We start from the raw sequence: 15,913 nt of genomic DNA, 5'->3' as shown, positions 1-15,913 counted from the left end.
CGGAACCGTTCTCAGGCGTGGGCTTCGGTGTCCCCCGCCGCGTCGCGGACCTTCGCGGGCATCTCGCCGGAGACCATCATCTGGACGATGTCCTCCTTGGTCACGTGTTCGGTGTCGACGGTGCCGACGAGGTCACCGCTGTCGAGAATCGTCACGCGGTCCGTGAGCGCGAACACCTCGTCCATGTTGTGCGTGATGAGCAACACGGTGATGCCCTCGTCGTTGAGCGTGTGGACGAGGTCACGGACTCGCTGCGCGGAGTCCGCGGAGAGCGCCGAGGTGGGTTCGTCCATGATGACGAGGTCGGGGTCGGTGACCAGCGACCGTGCGATGGCGATGGCCTGGCGTTCCCCGCCCGAAAGGAACTCGACGCGAGCGGTCGGGTCGATTTCGAGGTTCAGTCGGCTTCGGATGATGTCCTCGGCCTGCTGGTTCATCGTCTCCCAGTCCACGACGGAGACGCCGGCGTACCGCTTCATCGGGTTGCGCGCGAGGAACATGTTGGCCGCCACCGACAGGGTATCGACCAGCGCGAGGTCCTGATACACCGTCGAGATGCCGTACTTTCGGGCCTCCTTGGGGCTGGAGATGTGGACCTGTTCGCCGCGGATGTACACTTCCCCGGCGTCCGGTTGGTGGACGCCGACGAGCGTCTTGATGAGCGTGGACTTCCCCGACCCGTTGTCGCCGAGGAGACCCATTATCTCGCCCTCCTTCACCTCCAAATCGACCCCGTTCAGCGCCACGACGCGGCCGAAGTGTTTCTCGATGCCGCGCATCTCGACGAGGTTCGTCGTGCCACTCTCTGACATGGAGATAACTATTCATCTATGTAACAAAAGGGTTTCCCTCGTCTTTCGAGTCGGGTCCCGAACTCAGTCGTCGCCGGCCGCCTCCTCGGCCTCGCTCGACTCGTCGCCCGGGCGCTCGTCGGACTCGTAGCCCTCGCCGAGTCCCGGCAGGTGCCACGCACCGGTCATTATGCCGCCCGTCTCCGTCGTCCCTCGTTGGACGACGGCCTCCACGAGGGCGGGGCCGTCGTGTTCGACCATCCCCGTCAGCGACGGTTCGAGGTCGTCCGGTTCGAACACCCGGTCGGCGTACTCGACGCCCATCGACTCCGCCATCCCGACGGCGTCGTAGTCGTGTTCCTCGTCGAACTCCGTCGCCAGCACGCGGTCCCACCCGGACTGGGTGACCTGGAGGTTCCGAATCGAGAGCCACGCGTGGTTGTTGAGGACGAGGACGTTCACGTCGACGTCCTCCTGCACCGCCGCGACGAGTTCCTGATTGCAGTGGAGGAAACTGCCGTCGCCCTGAATCGACACCACCTGTCGGTCCGGCGCGGCCAGTTTCGCCCCCATCGACGCCGGGAGCGAGAACCCCATCGTGGAGAACCCGCCCGCCGAGATGTTCGACCGGGGTTCGTACACCGGGAACTCGGGGTTCGTGATGTCCTGTGGGTGGCCCGCCCCCGACGTGACGATGGCGTCCCTGTCGAGAACGTTCCGCAGCGCGCCGAGGACGCGGGCCATCGAGAGCGGCACCGAGTCCTCGGTGTGGCGGTCCTCGATGCGGTCTTCCCACTCCGACCAGCGGCGCTGGACCTCGTCGTAGTACTCGTTGTCCTCGGTACTCACGGGGTCGGTACGCTCCTCGATTTCGTCACGGAGCTGGCGGGCGACCACCTTCGCGTCGCCGTGGACGCCGACCTCGACGGGGTAGTTCTTGCCTATCTCGTGGGTGTCGACGTCGACGTGAATCAGCTCCGTCGGCGGTATCTCGAAGCTCACACCGGGGTCGAACGAGGACGTGTGGAGGTCCGAGAACCGGACCCCGAGCGCGAGAATCACGTCGGCGCTCGAACAGAGTTCGTTGCCGGCCGTCGTCCCCCACGCCCCCGCATAGCCGACGAACAGGTCGTGGTCCTCCGGGACGATGCCCTTCCCTTGGAAGGTCGGGCTGACGGGTGCCTGCAGGTACTCGGCGAGTTCCCGTACCTCGTCCCACGCCTCCGCCAGCATCGCGCCCCCGCCCGGGACGACGACGGGTCTGTCGGCGTCGACGAGTAACTCGGCCGCCTCGGAGATGGCCCGAGGGTCGCCGGCGGGGCGATACTGGGCTCTGGACCGCGTCGGGTCGGGGACGTCCACGTCGGCTTCGGCCGCTTGCACGTCCATGGGTATCTCGATGTGGACCGGTGCAGGCCGACCGGTCACCGCCTCCTGAAACGCCCGACGGAGCGTTCGCGGGAGGTGTTCGACGTCGTGGACCTGGAACGTCTCCTTCGTTATCGGTTCCATCACGTTCGGGAAGTCGCCGGGACGCTTGCGCTCTATCTCTTGGAGGATTCCCTGTCCGTACTCGTGGGTCTGTGGACCGCCGGTGAGGACGACCATCGGGATGGAGTCGACGAACGCCGTAGCCACACCCGTGACGGTGTTGGTCGCACCCGGTCCGATGGAGGTGAACACGACGAGTGGGTCACCGCTCGCCCGCGCGTACCCGTCCGCGAGGTGTGTCGCACCCTGCTCGTGACGGGGTTGCACCACGTCGACGGACGAGTCGTTGAACGCGTCTATCATCAGCGTGCTCCCGTGCCCCGGGATGCCGACGATGTACTCGACGCCTTCCCGTTCGAGGTACTCGGCGATGATTTCACTGCCGTTCAGTCGAGGCATACAGTTCGATTCGTCGACAGGTCGCTTATAGCTTGTGGGCTGGTACCACGAGACAGGGCGCTAGCAGCTCTCTCGACGGGTTCGTGGAACCGAGGAGCCGGAACCGAAGACGAGCGAGAGTCCGTTCAGGAGGAGAGGAGTCGACGCCGAATCTTCGACTCGGTGGTGTAGAGGTAGATTGCGAGCAGGAGGACCAGTCCGTTGATGAACTGGATGGCCTGTCCGCCGACGCCGACCTGCACGAGGCCGACCTGAATCATCGTCAGCAGGAACATCCCGCCGAAGGCGTTCTTGATGTCGCCGCGGCCACCGTCTAAGCTGATGCCGCCGATGACCGCGCCGGCGAACGCTGGGAAGAGGTCACCCTCCGCGAGGCCGGGCGGTGCGGCGCTGAGGTAGCCGGTGTACAGCAGTCCGGCGAGGCCGCTCAACAGCCCCGACGTAGTGAAGACGACGAGGAGGACGCGTTCGCGGGCGATGCCCGCCTCCTCCGCGGCGTTCTCGTCACCGCCGACGGCCATGATTGCCAACCCGATTCGGCGGTAGTTCATGACGAACCACGTCACGGCGTAGAGGCCGATTATCAACGGCACGGCGATGGGTATAGTGTCGACGAGCCAGAGCGACCCGGCCCCGCCGATCAGCGGCAGGTCTCCTATCAGGGCGCCGCCGACGAACAGGTACGACCCCGGTAGCGGTGCGACGGTGATGGTCGAAAGGAGGAACACGGCACCCCGGAAGATGATGAAGAACGCCAGCGTCTGCAAGAAGGGGTTGATACCGAAGTAGCCGATGGAGACGCCGTTGACGAACCCGATTGCCCCGCCGATGCCGAGGACCAACGCGACGCCGACGAGTCCGGGGGTACCGGGGAACCACGTGTTGAGAAAGAGGGCGGTGACCATCGAGGAGAAGCCGGCGATAGAGCCGATAGACAGGTCGAAGTTCCCGCTCAGGAGGCAGAGGGACTCGGCCAGCACCAAGGCCCCGAGGCCCGCGCTGGAGTACAGCATGAACTGGATGTTCCCGGCCGACGTGAACACCTGCGGCATCAGCACGGCGAAGACGGCGAACGTCACGATGACGATGGGCCAAATCATGTTGTCCAGCCCCCAGAGCAACCACTTCGTGCTCTCGCCGCTCGTCCGGTCCAGTACGTCCGCCCAGTCCCTGTCTCGAATGCTCATAGATGCGTGCCGTCGGTAACTGCCGACATCACTCCAGTATCTTGCTCGCGTAGTTGCCCCAGAGGTAGCCGGCGTCGGCGTTCTCTTGGGTAATCGCCACCGTCTTGGGTTTCAGCCACGGGTAGTACGCGGTGTCGTTGGACGTCCACTCGGTGACGGTACCAGGCGCCCAGTACGGCTCCGAGAGCGGCTTGACACCGTTGTACTCGATGTTCTCGACGGCCACCGTTCCGGGAAGGCTCGCGGAACTACCGGCTGTGACCTCGCTACCCGGCTCTGGCACGGCGGGGCTCCCCGTGTTCAGGTGGTGAATCATGTACTCGAAGGAGAGGGGCGCGTAGAACGGCATCGGCTGCTGGAGCGTCGTGTGGACGTGCCCCTGCCTGATGGCGTCGATGACGCCGGGGAACCCGTCGATGTTCATGATGGGGATGTAGTTCTCCGTGTCGTCTTTCGTCGCGAGCATCCCCATCTGGTCGAGGACGTTCACGGCCGCCAGCGCGCCGCCGCCCCAGACGGCGTAGATGCCGTGGACGTCTTTGTCGCTCTGGAGGAACGCACTCAGGTTCTGGGTCGCTCGCTGTTGGCTCCAGCCCTTGTTGTAGATGACTTGCGCCACCTCGATGCCGTCGGCCTCGCTGATGGCCTGTCGGAACCCCTCGCTCCGACGGACGGCCGACTGGTCGGCTTGGTCGCCGACGAGGTCGACGACCCGACTGCCGCCGTAGGTGTCGTTCAGCGCCTCGACCATCAGTTGCCCGGCCCGGTAGCCGGCGTTGAAGCTCCCGAACCCGGTGAACAGCGGAATCGCGTCCGTCGGCGCCGAGGAGTTGGCCGTGTACACCGGCACGCCCTGTTCGGTCGCCCGTTCGATGACGCCGACGGCCGCGTCGGAGGAGTACGGACTGATGAGGAGGCCGTCGATGCCGCTGTTCAGCATGCTCCTGACGTTCTGAATCTGGGTCTGTGCGTCCCCGCCCGCCTGCGTGACCTGTATCTCGTGGCCGAGTTCCTGCGCGTAAATCTCGCCGATTCTGCGGAACACCTGCAGCCACGGGTTGTTCATGTTCTTGATGGAGAACCCGAACTTGTAGGTCTGCTGCTGGTCGCTTCCGCCGGTGGTCGTTCCGTTCCCACCGTCACCGCCGCCACCGTCTCCGGCCGTCGTTCCCCCGTCTCCACCGTCGCCACCGCCACCGCCGTCTCCACCGTCTCCTCCACACCCGGCGAGACCGACCGTCGCGCCGATACCGACGGCGGTGAGATACTTTCGTCGCGAGAGACGCCCGTCCGAATGGCTATCGCTTACCATGGCTCTGACACACATGATATTCAATTCACACGATACATATATCTTTCCCCAACGACCATGAGGGTTTCTAATATCGGCGGAGGGCGGCGGGACATTTGGGTCAGACGGCGACCCATTCGCCCCGGTCGTCGCTCTGGACGATGGCCTCCACGACGGACTGCACGGCGTGCCCGTCCCGGAAATCGGGTGCGTAGGGGGACCCGTCGTCGACGTGCGAGAGGAACTCGTAGTTCTCGTGGACGAACGAGTGTTCCCACCCGATTCCGTGGCCGGCCGGCCACCACGCGTCCATGTACGGGTCCGACGGGTCGGTGACGTTGATGCGCTGGAACCCCCTGTCGTCGGGCCCGCGGAGTTCGAGCTCGTTGAATCGCTCCACGTCGTACCTGACCGCGCCGTCGGTGCCCACGATTTCGACGGCGTTGGTGTTGACGTGTCCCGTGGCCATCCTGGACCCCTCGATGACCCCCTGTGCGCCGTTCTCGAACCGGAGGAGCGCACCGTACGCGTCGTCCGTCGTCACCGGCGTCTGGTCGCCCGTCTCCGGGTGCCGTCGTTCGTCGACGAACTGCGTCAGGGTTCCGGCGACGCGGTCTATCTCACCGACGAGCCACCGGGCGAGGTCTATCGTGTGGGACCCTACGTCACCGATGCGGCCGTACCCCGCCGTCTCGGTGTCGTTTCGCCACATCCACGGGTCCGACGGGTCCGCCTGAAAGTCCTGCAAGTACGCCCCCCGAAAGTGCCGAACTTCGCCGAGGACCCCCTCCGAGAGGAGTCGCTTCGTCAACTGAAGCGCCGGAACATAGCGGTAGTTGAACGCCACGCCCGCCTGTGCGTCGGCCCCGTCGGCGGCCTCGGTCATCCGTTCGGCGTCGGCCAGCGACGCTGCCAAGGGCTTCTCACAGAGGACGTCGACCCCCGCGTCGAGGGCCGCAATCGAGGGTTCCGGATGGTGAGCGTTCGGCGTGAGGACGTAGAGAACGTCGACGTCGCCGAGGACGTCGCGCCAGTCTGTCGCCGTCCGGTCGAACCCGTATCGGTCGGCCGCCGCCGTGAGCGCCGCCTCGTCACGGCCGACGACCACCGCCCGGTTCGTCTCGGGGGCGTCCGGAAAGAACATGGGAAGGCGCGCAAGCGCGTTGGCGTGTGCCTTCGCCATCAGCCCGTATCCCAGAAAGCCGACGTCGTAGGTCATCGGTGCTCCCCTCTCCAGTCGTCGCTGTCTGTCGGTTGCTCCGAACGGGATGTCCGCCGCGCATCGTGGTAGTGTCTGTCGAGCGCCATCGTTCAACTGTCGTCCGCTGGGGGCAAAACTCTTTATAGCGGGACGAGTCCGGACCGTTCTGCCCTCACTATCACGCACTGAACGGATCGGGGACAGGAAATGCCGACGACATCGTCGACGCGGAGGCGGGGTGTTCTTCGGGACAGGTGGCCACACATCCACGACCGATGTGCGGACAGAGTACCCGCCAACCGGTGTCGATTAGTTCGACTCACGCTCAACCCGGCCAGATTCCGTCCGACTCGAGGACGGGTGCCGTCGCGATGATTACGAAAGTGGCCGCCTTCGAACTGCGTGGGCCCCGTCCGTATCAACGCCGTCACACCCGGCCACATCGCCACGATTTCACGGCAGGTGCGGCCCTAAAGTGGACTCGGTCGCGGCCGACGAACTCCGAAGCCGATATCGCTGGACCGGCCGTGATTTCCCTGAACATCGCGCCGACCGTCTCGCGCGACCGTTCGGAGAGACGTAGCAACTGGTTCGCCTATCGCGAACAGGCGGGTCCCGATATAGTGAGTGGCCTCGTTTCTCCTCACAGTGGAGTCGCCCACGGTCAGACCCTATACCGGAGCCTGGCTCCACTCGGAACGTTCGTACTAGACGAACAAATTCCTCGACCGTCGGCGTGTCGAGGGGACTCGTCTGTCGAGTAATGCCTGCACTCACCTCGATTCTCCTTCATCCCTCTCGCCGGCCGACCGGACAGAGCGCGAATCTGTTCGGACAGCGCGAACGGTTCACAGTTTGGGTGGCCGGATAGGAATTGGTTTATAACAGACGTACTGCTGTTACGAAATGCCCGTCACCGCTCGGATATGACTGTCAGAGCGGCTCTCGGGGCCGATTTCGCACACTCTCACAACAGCAGACTCTGCCCCTATTTTGTATAGCGGCATATAATTTATCAGTTCGGTACCGGACAGCGCTCTGTCGTGGCTCGGACGACAGAAACCGCGTTCACCTACACAACGAGTAGATGTTCGCCGTGTAGACGTCCCGAACGCGCGACCCCCACTCGTGGGTGTACGTGTCGATTACGTCCTGTGCGACGTCCCCTCGGAGGTACTTCACGACGCCCCTGTCTCCAGTCCGGTCCCGCAAGTGTGTGGTGAAGAAGTGCCTGAAGTAATGGGGTGTGACGTTCTCCTCGGCGCCGCCGCCGTCACGGTACCACCCGTGGGTACGTGCGTGCGTCTCGACGATGTGGTGGACCATGTCGGGCGTCAATCGGCGTCCCCAGTCGCCACTCGTCGAGACGAACAGTGGGTTCGCGGCAGACTGCGTATCAGGCCGTATAGCCAGCCATCGCCTGAGGACGTCGGCTAGTTCGCCGTCGATAGGGACCGTCGTGTCACGCTTTCGCTTGTTCGAGGCAGTTCGCTCCTCGCCGTTTACCACGGCCCCTCGAGAAGGTGCCGCAGCGACGTACAGCGAGTTCGGTCGTCCGTCGAGGCTGGCTCTGACCGGTACGTCTGGGCGTGGTCCGGCGGTTTCGAGGTGGAGGTCACGGACGTCCAGGTTACACAGTTCGCCGACACGCATCCCGGTTTTGAGCAGCGTGACGACCACGGCCCGCTCTAACGGGTGTCTGACGTCGGCGACGAACGCACGCATCGCTGGGACGCCTATCTCTCGGCGGGTCGGGTCGGTGTTGATAGACTCGTCCATCTCCTCCATGACCAGCGTCATCGGGTTCGACTCGAACGTCCCCACCTGCGTCATGTAGGCGTAGAACCGGTGGAGGTAGGACGCGTACGTCGCGACCGTGCTCTCGCTTTTCGCCCCACGGAGGCCGTGCACGTACGCCATACAGTCTCTGTGGGACGCCTTCGAGACCGGTACTGGTTGCCCACCCTCAGAGAGGAAGGTCTCGAAGTCCCGAAGGACTCGCTCGTAGAACGCGCGTGTCCTGTCGCTCTTGCCGTGGTAGGTGATGTCGTCAAGGAAGTAGCCGACGGGGTCCTCGTCGGCCGCCGGAGCGGTGGCGTCGGAACTCATTCGTCCAGTACGTACCCCCCGTGGCGACCACTGTATCGAACCCGGCCGGTGGCCTGCAGTTCCTGGAGCACGTCGTCCAGACGCTGTTCGATGTCGTCCGTCAGTTCCGTGAGCAGTTCGTCCCAGTCGTAGTGCTCGCCGTCCGCAAGGACCTCTTCGACACGCGTCTTCAGGCCGTCGACCCCTGGGGTCACGTCCGGAGAATCGGGTTCCGCGGACTTCCGGTCGCCATCGCTTCCGCCGCCCGAACCGGAATCGGGCGGCTCGAACCCGCTACGGCCCGCTTGCACCATCGTACGGACGAACTCGCTCTGACTCATGTCGAGTTCCGACGCGTGTTCGCGCCACTCTTCTTTCTGGTACGCTGGCACGTAGGTCCGAACGGAGGTGCGTTCCCGCCCGTCCCGGTCTGCTGGCATATCTGTATCGTCTCTCCCCTCGTACTTCAAAGTAGTCCTATCCTACCAGATAAACATACTTATTTGTGGATGTAGGTGTGGAATTGGCGCATAGTTAAGCACAAAGATGCGGATAAACTCATCAATCGGCGTGGTCGTCACGACAGCGTAAGTACAACTACACAAATATAATATTGCTGCGTATCCGGGATTCGGCGAGTTGCCCCATCCCGAAGTGCTGGTCGAGTCGACGCTACCGTAGGTTCCGACGGCGGGAGTCCAGCCACCAGACGGTCGGGTCCCCGGAGCCCGTCGTGAGTGGACCGATTCGAGTAGGGGACGTCGTGGAGAGTCAGCGCAGATGAGGTATCCGACTGGCCCCAAACTGGTGGCGGCTGGGGGTACCAATCTCTGGTCTTGCGGAGCGGGTTGCTGCCGCCGCCAGTATCGCAGGTGGTAGGCCTACTCGGTTGTCCTTTGGACGACGGTGTTCGGTCTGGGGAGCCCAGCTGTGCCACCCGACGGAGGGTCGCGCGTAGCCCCCACGTGACCAACAGGCCCTCCACGCCGTACCGCACTCGCCGCGTGCAGACAGTTGTGGTCTTCTGCCCGGTTCAGCATCGACGACGTCGGTCCGGCCATCGTGTCGTCGGACAGACTATGGGCGTGTCGGGTGGGCACGCGGCGGTGTCCACGTGAGCGAAATCTCTGGTTCCGTGTGTGCAACGGAGTCGAAGTCACGACGAGCGTGTCCCGAGCGAATCCGCCGTCGGCGTCGCGCCACTTGTCGACGATGCCCCTTTGGAGTACTGTGGCATGGGGTCGCGCATCCGTCTGAGCCGAGGGGAGGGCCGGCAGTCGTCCCTCGTCGACGACGCCGTTCTCGTGGCCGTTCGGATAGCCGACCGAGGCCGTCGACGACACACAGCGGGGGCGCGACTGGGCACTCACCGGACCGACCTCCGCCGCAGCATCGCCGACTCGGAAGGAGAAACCAAAGGGGCTTGACGGTCGGGCGAGTTTCTCACGTCATGCTCGTGTCACACGGTCGTCTCGTCCGTGCACGTCGGGGGGTGACGTAACGTGGCAGACCCTGCCCTCGTCCGCCTGTTCATGCTCGTCATCGTCGTCGTCGTGATGCTCTTGAGCATCCTCGCGTCGATATTTCTGGTGAAGTACCTCGTTGAGTACACCTTCGAATCGTAGCCCCTCGACGCAGTGCGGCACGGCTGAATGTGCTGTCATTCGTGTCGGGTTTCTGTCTTTCACCCGTCGGCAGCGTGGTCCGCCACAGTCGAGTAAACTGCATAGCGCTATATCGAAAACAGTCCAAAATCGGCGTGGTCGAACGCGGCCTCACGTCCCTGCGAGACCCGTTCGAGGGGCGTAAGGGCCGGAACTGTGGCGCGACTCCGAGAGTCGTGGTTATAACTAGGTGGCCGCGCGAGCGGTGGACAATGACGCGCTACGAAACGCTTCTCGAAGTCGAACTCGACGAGTGGGACACCGGGTACGGCGTCCTGCAGGTGGTCAAGCCCGACGACTCGGACACCGCCGAACTCCGGTTTTGCTACTTCAACGAGGACGGGAAGTTCACGAACCGCCCGCTGAGTCTCGTCCCGGACGAGGACGTGTTGGAGCGGACGACGACCATGGTAGAGAACCTCGGGTACGTCGCGCGAACGTTCGAACCCGACGAGATTCGCGAACTCGTCGAGGCGCTGGGCGAGGACCGGGTCATCGAACTCGCACAACTGGTCGACACGCTCGGTGAGGCTCGCTTGGCCGAGATTCTGGACGGGTGACCACCGGGAGTCGCCGCGGACGTAGAACTATTAAATACCGGCCCGTCGAGTATCTATCTGGAATGCAGTTCGTTCGATTCACAGTCGGAGGTACAGGCCCAGCGTGGGGCGTGCGAGCAGACGACGCGGTGTACTCGCTGGCGGACTGGCCGGACGGGGAGCCGTCGCTGGCCCAAATCGGCTCTGCGGGTTACCGCCGGCGCGTACGCGAGGCTCTCGATACCGGGTCGCTGACGGCCGTCGACGGCGACGTCTCGCTACTGGCGCCCGTGGAGCGACCGGGCAAAATCGTCTGTGCGGGACTGAACTACCGCGACCACGCCGAGGAACAGGACGAGGAGATACCCGAGAAACCGCTGCTGTTCTCGAAGGCGGCCACCTCCGTCACGAACCCAGGTGACCCAATCGTACACCCGGCCGGACTGGAAGAAGTCGACTACGAGGTGGAACTCGGCGTCGTGGTCGGGCAGACCGCTACCAATCTCGACCCCGAAGAGGTCCGTGACCACGTCGCGGGGTACACGGTCATCAACGACGTCAGCGGCCGAGACGCGCAGTTCGACGACGGCCAGTTCTTCCGCGGGAAGAGCTACGACACGTTCTCGCCGATGGGGCCGGCGCTCGTCGCCGGCGACGGATTCGACCCGAACGCCGTCGACGTGGCCTGCCGGTTGAACGGTGAGACGAAACAGGCCTCGAACACGGAGCAGTTCATCTTCGACGTGGACGAACTCCTCGCGTACATCAGCGAGGCGATGACGCTCAGGCCCGGCGACGTCGTCTCCACGGGGACGCCCGGCGGCGTGGGCATCTTCCGCGACCCGCCGGAGCTGATGGAACCGGGCGACACCGTCGAGGTGGAAATCGAGGGCATCGGCGTCCTCGAAAACCCCGTCGTCGCGGAGTGAGCGGGAACGGCCGGCCGATTCGGTGACGGCCCTCCGTCACGTCTCGAACCTTTATACTCGTGTGCGCCATCTCTTGGCACACTGATGGACACGGACACACTCGCGACGTTCGAGTCGTCGCTGGCCGAGTACGACGTCCCGGTCGAGCGTGTGGCGCCGGCGGGGTTCGCCGAGGCAATCGAGGACGCTATCGAACCGCCGGCGGTCGGCTCGTCGCTGTCCGAGACGGACGGGGACGGCGTCGTCTCGTTGGCCGACACGTCGGTCACCGTCGACCCGACGCCGGCGGCCCTCCGGGCGGCGACGACCGGCGTGACGGGCGCGCGACTCGGTGTGGCCGACTACGGCACCGTCGCGCTCGAACAGACGGACCGAGGGAGCGAACTGGTGAGTCTCTTCGTCGACAGGCACGTGGTCGTCCTCCGCGAGAGCGACGTGGTCGCAAAGATGGAGACGGCCATCGAGACGCTCGGCGACGAGTTCGCGGCGACGCGGGGGAGCGCGATACTGGCGACCGGCCCGAGTGCGACGGCCGACATGGGTGCGCTCGTCCGCGGCGCACACGGACCGAAGGAGGTCCACGTCGTCCTTCTCACGGAGGGAGAGTGAATGTCGCGAGCGGACGACATCCGCGAACTCATGCGGACGGAGGGCGCCGCCATCGCGGAGAACACGCAGGGCTTCAACGAGGGACGGTACGCATCGGTCGCGGACTTGGAGGACTACGAGGTGCTCAAAGATGAGGCGCGAGCCATCAAGGAGGACGCCATCGAGCGGTTGCCCGAACTCCTCGACCGGTTGGAGGCGTCCGTCGCGGAGAACGGGGGGACGGTGTACGTCGCCGAGGACGCCGCCGACGCCAACGAGTACATTCGCTCGGTCGTGAACGAGCGAGACGCCGACCGCGTGGTCAAGAGCAAGTCGATGACCACCGAGGAACTGGAGGTCAACGAGGTGCTGGAAGCCGACGGCGTGGACGTACTGGAGACGGACCTCGGCGAGTGGGTCCTCCAGTTGGCCGAGGAAGCGCCCTCGCACATCGTCGCGCCGGCCATCCACAAGTCCCGTGAGTCGATAGCGGAGTTGTTCAACGAACTGTTCGACCCCGAGGAACCGCTGGAGACGGCCGAAGAACTCACCCGGTTCGCCCGCGCGGAACTGGGCGAGCGCATCGAAGACAGCGAGGTGGGCATCACGGGCGCGAACTTCCTCGCCGCGGACTCGGGGACGATGGCGCTGGTGACGAGCGAGGGCAACGCCCGGAAGACGGTGGCGGCGACGGACACCCACGTCGCCGTCGCCGGCGTCGAGAAAATCGTGCCCAGCGTGGCCGACTTCCAGCCCTTCGTCGAACTCATCGGACGGTCGGGGACCGGACAGGACATCACCTCGTACGTCTCACTTCTGACCCCTCCAGTGGAGACGCCGGTCGTGGACTTCGCGGACGACGAGACACCCCTCTCCGAGTTCGGGAACGACCGGGACTTCCACCTCGTACTCGTCGACAACGGACGGCTAGCGATGCGGGAGGACGACCAGTTGCGCGAGACGCTGTACTGCATCCGCTGCTCGGCGTGTGCGAACTCGTGTGCGAACTTCCAGAGCGTCGGCGGCCACGCCTTCGGCGGCGAGACGTACTCGGGCGGCATCGCTACTGGGTGGGAGGCCGGCATCGAGGGACTGGACACCGCCGCCGAGTTCAACGACCTCTGTACCGGTTGTACTCGGTGTGTCAACGCCTGTCCGGTCGAAATCGACATCCCGTGGATAAACACGGTCGTCAGGGACCGAATCAACCGCGAGGGCGAGTCGCCGGCCGAGTGGCTGGTCGACGGCCTGACGCCCGACGCGGAGGACGAGGGTGCGCCCCTCCAGAAGCGTTTCTTCGGCAACTTCGACACCGTCGCGAGACTCGGGAGCGCCACCGCCCCCGTCTCGAACTGGCTGGCCGACACGCAGACCGCTCGCTGGTTCATGGACTGGGCACTGGGTGTCGACCCCCGGCGGGACCTCCCGGCGTTCCGGCGCGAGACGTTCGTCGAGTGGTTCGCCGACAGAGAGTCGACCGTCGAGAATCCCCGCCGGCGAGCCGTGGTCTACCCGGACCTCTACACCAACCACGTGCAGGTCGAACGCGGGAAGGCGGCCGTCGAAGTCCTCGAAGCCCTCGGCGTGGACGTCGTGGTCCCAGCGGTGGCCTCCAGCGGCCGAGCGCCGTTCTCCCAAGGTATGGTCGCCACCGCGACGGACCACGCAGAGCGGGTCCACGAGACGCTGGCCCCACACGTGGAGGACGGCCGGGACGTCGTCGTAATCGAACCCAGCGACCACGCGATGCTCGTCTCCGAGTACGAGAAACTGCTGGACGAGTCGGCGTTCGCCGCGCTCTCGGAGCACAGTTACGAAGTGCTGGAGTACGTCTACGGACTGTTGGAGAACGGGGCCGACCCCAGCGTGCTGGCCGCCGTCGACGAGGTGGAGATAGCCTATCACGCCCACTGCCAACAGCGGACGCTCGGACTGGAAGCGCACACCGTCGCCGTCCTCGAACAGTTGGGCTACGACGTCGTCACCTCCGACGTGGAGTGCTGTGGCATGGCCGGGAGTTTCGGCTACAAGAGCGACTACTACGAACTCAGCGTGGACGTCGGGGACCGGTTGGCCGTCCAACTCGACGCCGAGGGCGTTCGGGGACGGCAGGTCGTCGCGAGCGGCACCTCTTGCCTCGAACAGATAGACTCCCTGCTGGAGCGCAAGCCGCGCCATCCCGTCGAACTGCTGGCGCCGAAAACGGGTGGTGCAACCGGCGACGGGCCTCAGTAGTTGAGGTACACCGTCTTCGAGAGGGTGTAGAAGTCGAGGCCGGCGTCGCCCTGTTCGCGGTACGTCTCGCTGGAGGAGTCTTTCATCCCGCCGAAGGGGACGTGCAGTTCCAGCCCCGTCGTCTTCTCGTTGACCTTCACGACCCCGGACTCGGAGTCGTCGACGAAGTCGTGGGCCTCGGAGAGGTCCTGCGTGACGATGCTGGCCGAGAGGCCGTACGGAACGCCGTTGGCGACGTCGAGGCCCTCCTCGTAGCTACCGACGGGGATAACCGCCAGTACGGGACCGAATATCTCCTCCTGCGCGATGCGCATGTCCGGTTCTACGTCCGAGAACACGGCCGGTTCCACGAAGAACCCGTCGCCGGCGTCGACCTCGTTGCCGCCGGTCTCCAGCGTCGCGCCCTCCGACTGGCCCACGTCGACGTACTCCAGCGTGCTGTCCAGTTCGCTCTGGTTGACCTGCGGGCCCATGTCGGCACCGTCGAGGCCCGGTCCGACCTCGATGGCTTCGGCGGCCTCGACGACTCCCTCGACGAACTCGTCGTAGACGTCCTCGTGGACGATGGCCCGCGAGGTCGCCGTACAGGCCTGTCCGGTCACGCCGAACGCGCCGGCCGCGGCGATGTCGACGGCCTCCTCCACGTCCGCGCTGTTCATCACGACGACGGGGTTCTTCCCGCCCATCTCCAACTGGACGCGCTTGCCGGTCTCGTTGGCCTGTTCGCCGACGGTGTTGCCGACGGCGGAACTCCCGGTGAACGAGACGGCGTCGATGGACTCGTGTGTCGAGAACGTCTTGCCGACCTTACTGCCCGGCCCCGTCACGAAGTTGAGTGCGCCGTCGGGGAGGCCGGCCTCGTCCAGACACTCGACGAGTTTGCGGGCCACGTTCGGCGCGGCGGAGGCGGGTTTGAACGCGACGGTCGTCCCGGTGGCGAGGGCCGGCGCTATCTTCCACGCCGGGATGGCGATGGGGTAGTTCCACGGCGTGATGAGGCCGGCGACTCCGATGGGTTCGTTCACGGTGTACAGCGTCGTGTCCCGGCTACTGGAGGACTTGACCGTCCCGCCGATGTCGCTGGCCTTCGCCCCGTAGTACGAGAAGATGTCGATGGCTCGCTGGACCTCGCCCGCCGCCTCGGGCCGGGCCTTCCCCTCCTCGCGGACGAGCGTCTCGGTCAGTTCGTCCTTGCGCGCGGCCAGTTCCTGCGAGGTGGCACGCAGGATGGCTCCCCGTTCCGGACCGGGCGTGTCCGCCCACTCCTCGCTCGCGGCCGCCGCTGCCTCGACGGCCCGTTCGGCGTCCTCGACGCCCGACTGTTGGAACTCGCCGACGACGTCGCTCCGGTCGGCGGGGTTGCGGTTCTCGAACGTCTCGCCCGTCTCGGCGGCTACCCACTCGCCGTCGACGTAGTTCTGGTATGTTTCGGCCATCGAATGAGACGTCACGCCCGGACTACGAGAAAGTTTTGGTGACCCCACCGGAACCGACAAGAGCCTTCGGCGTG

Annotated in this window: 13 protein-coding genes; 5 read left to right on the top strand and 8 right to left on the bottom strand. The window is 65.1% G+C overall.

What is annotated here, in order from left to right; genetic code table 11:
• Nucleotides 1–11: 11 nt before the first annotated feature.
• The 7 genes from Hhyl6_RS00550 to Hhyl6_RS00520 all read right to left on the bottom strand — a co-directional run bounded on the left by Hhyl6_RS00550 (nucleotide 12) and on the right by Hhyl6_RS00520 (nucleotide 8,888).
• The gene (locus tag Hhyl6_RS00550; RefSeq protein ID WP_483737269.1) at nucleotides 12–812 is read right to left on the bottom strand and encodes an ATP-binding cassette domain-containing protein; all 801 of its coding nucleotides are present in this window, start codon (nucleotides 810–812) and stop codon (nucleotides 12–14) included.
• Between the two features lie 63 nt (nucleotides 813–875).
• The gene (locus Hhyl6_RS00545) at nucleotides 876–2,681 is read right to left on the bottom strand and encodes a thiamine pyrophosphate-binding protein (RefSeq protein ID WP_483737268.1); all 1,806 of its coding nucleotides are present in this window, start codon (nucleotides 2,679–2,681) and stop codon (nucleotides 876–878) included.
• 125 nt (nucleotides 2,682–2,806) lie between these two features.
• Entirely contained in the window at nucleotides 2,807–3,868 is a 1,062-nt protein-coding gene (locus tag Hhyl6_RS00540; protein ID WP_483737267.1) for an ABC transporter permease, read from the bottom strand.
• Nucleotides 3,869–3,896: 28 nt separating this feature from the next.
• Nucleotides 3,897–5,180, bottom strand: a complete 1,284-nt coding sequence (locus Hhyl6_RS00535) for a sugar ABC transporter substrate-binding protein (protein ID WP_483737266.1) — start codon at nucleotides 5,178–5,180, stop codon at nucleotides 3,897–3,899.
• Nucleotides 5,181–5,280: 100 nt separating this feature from the next.
• Nucleotides 5,281–6,378: a Gfo/Idh/MocA family protein gene (locus tag Hhyl6_RS00530; RefSeq protein ID WP_483737265.1), complete on the bottom strand. Its 1,098-nt coding sequence runs from the start codon at nucleotides 6,376–6,378 to the stop codon at nucleotides 5,281–5,283.
• 1,050 nt (nucleotides 6,379–7,428) lie between these two features.
• A complete protein-coding gene (locus Hhyl6_RS00525; protein WP_483737264.1) occupies nucleotides 7,429–8,469 on the bottom strand; it encodes a tyrosine-type recombinase/integrase in 1,041 nt (346 codons plus the stop codon).
• On the bottom strand, nucleotides 8,466–8,888 hold the full coding sequence (locus tag Hhyl6_RS00520) for a DUF5805 domain-containing protein (RefSeq protein ID WP_483737263.1): 423 nt from the start codon (nucleotides 8,886–8,888) through the stop codon (nucleotides 8,466–8,468). The genes Hhyl6_RS00525 and Hhyl6_RS00520 overlap by 4 nt, the downstream gene beginning before the upstream one ends.
• A 1,062-nt stretch (nucleotides 8,889–9,950) precedes the next feature.
• Between Hhyl6_RS00520 and Hhyl6_RS00515 the strand changes: the two genes are divergently transcribed.
• From Hhyl6_RS00515 to Hhyl6_RS00495, 5 genes are all read left to right on the top strand, one after another.
• On the top strand, nucleotides 9,951–10,073 hold the full coding sequence (locus Hhyl6_RS00515) for a hypothetical protein (protein WP_483737262.1): 123 nt from the start codon (nucleotides 9,951–9,953) through the stop codon (nucleotides 10,071–10,073).
• A 251-nt stretch (nucleotides 10,074–10,324) separates the two neighbouring features.
• Nucleotides 10,325–10,672, top strand: coding sequence for a DUF8109 family protein (locus Hhyl6_RS00510; protein ID WP_483737261.1), 348 nt, complete (start codon nucleotides 10,325–10,327; stop codon nucleotides 10,670–10,672).
• A gap of 62 nt (nucleotides 10,673–10,734) precedes the next feature.
• A complete protein-coding gene (locus Hhyl6_RS00505) occupies nucleotides 10,735–11,580 on the top strand; it encodes a fumarylacetoacetate hydrolase family protein (protein WP_483737260.1) in 846 nt (281 codons plus the stop codon).
• 84 nt (nucleotides 11,581–11,664) lie between these two features.
• Nucleotides 11,665–12,189 (top strand): LUD domain-containing protein, encoded by a 525-nt coding sequence (locus Hhyl6_RS00500; protein ID WP_483737259.1) that lies wholly within the window; start codon nucleotides 11,665–11,667, stop codon nucleotides 12,187–12,189.
• The gene (locus Hhyl6_RS00495) at nucleotides 12,190–14,403 is read left to right on the top strand and encodes an LUD domain-containing protein (RefSeq protein ID WP_483737258.1); all 2,214 of its coding nucleotides are present in this window, start codon (nucleotides 12,190–12,192) and stop codon (nucleotides 14,401–14,403) included.
• Here Hhyl6_RS00495 and xacF read toward each other — a convergent pair.
• Complete coding sequence (xacF, locus tag Hhyl6_RS00490; RefSeq protein ID WP_483737257.1) at nucleotides 14,397–15,839, bottom strand: 2,5-dioxovalerate dehydrogenase; 1,443 nt, start codon at nucleotides 15,837–15,839, stop codon at nucleotides 14,397–14,399. The two genes, Hhyl6_RS00495 and xacF, sit on opposite strands and share 7 nt — an antisense overlap.
• Nucleotides 15,840–15,913 lie beyond the last annotated feature (74 nt).

The organism is Haloarcula sp. H-hyl6, from assembly GCF_056934455.1.
Note: the sequence above shows the minus strand (reverse complement) of the source record. Positions and strands in the feature narration are given on the sequence as shown.

Coding starts and splice junctions, on each gene's coding strand:
- xacF (WP_483737257.1), bottom strand. CDS start 15,839: ATGGCCGAAACATACCAGAACTACGTCGACGGCGAGTGGGTAGCCGCC.
- Hhyl6_RS00535 (WP_483737266.1), bottom strand. CDS start 5,180: ATGGTAAGCGATAGCCATTCGGACGGGCGTCTCTCGCGACGAAAGTAT.
- Hhyl6_RS00500 (WP_483737259.1), top strand. CDS start 11,665: ATGGACACGGACACACTCGCGACGTTCGAGTCGTCGCTGGCCGAGTAC.
- Hhyl6_RS00520 (WP_483737263.1), bottom strand. CDS start 8,888: ATGCCAGCAGACCGGGACGGGCGGGAACGCACCTCCGTTCGGACCTAC.
- Hhyl6_RS00550 (WP_483737269.1), bottom strand. CDS start 812: ATGTCAGAGAGTGGCACGACGAACCTCGTCGAGATGCGCGGCATCGAG.
- Hhyl6_RS00505 (WP_483737260.1), top strand. CDS start 10,735: ATGCAGTTCGTTCGATTCACAGTCGGAGGTACAGGCCCAGCGTGGGGC.
- Hhyl6_RS00540 (WP_483737267.1), bottom strand. CDS start 3,868: ATGAGCATTCGAGACAGGGACTGGGCGGACGTACTGGACCGGACGAGC.
- Hhyl6_RS00510 (WP_483737261.1), top strand. CDS start 10,325: ATGACGCGCTACGAAACGCTTCTCGAAGTCGAACTCGACGAGTGGGAC.
- Hhyl6_RS00495 (WP_483737258.1), top strand. CDS start 12,190: ATGTCGCGAGCGGACGACATCCGCGAACTCATGCGGACGGAGGGCGCC.
- Hhyl6_RS00525 (WP_483737264.1), bottom strand. CDS start 8,469: ATGAGTTCCGACGCCACCGCTCCGGCGGCCGACGAGGACCCCGTCGGC.
- Hhyl6_RS00530 (WP_483737265.1), bottom strand. CDS start 6,378: ATGACCTACGACGTCGGCTTTCTGGGATACGGGCTGATGGCGAAGGCA.
- Hhyl6_RS00545 (WP_483737268.1), bottom strand. CDS start 2,681: ATGCCTCGACTGAACGGCAGTGAAATCATCGCCGAGTACCTCGAACGG.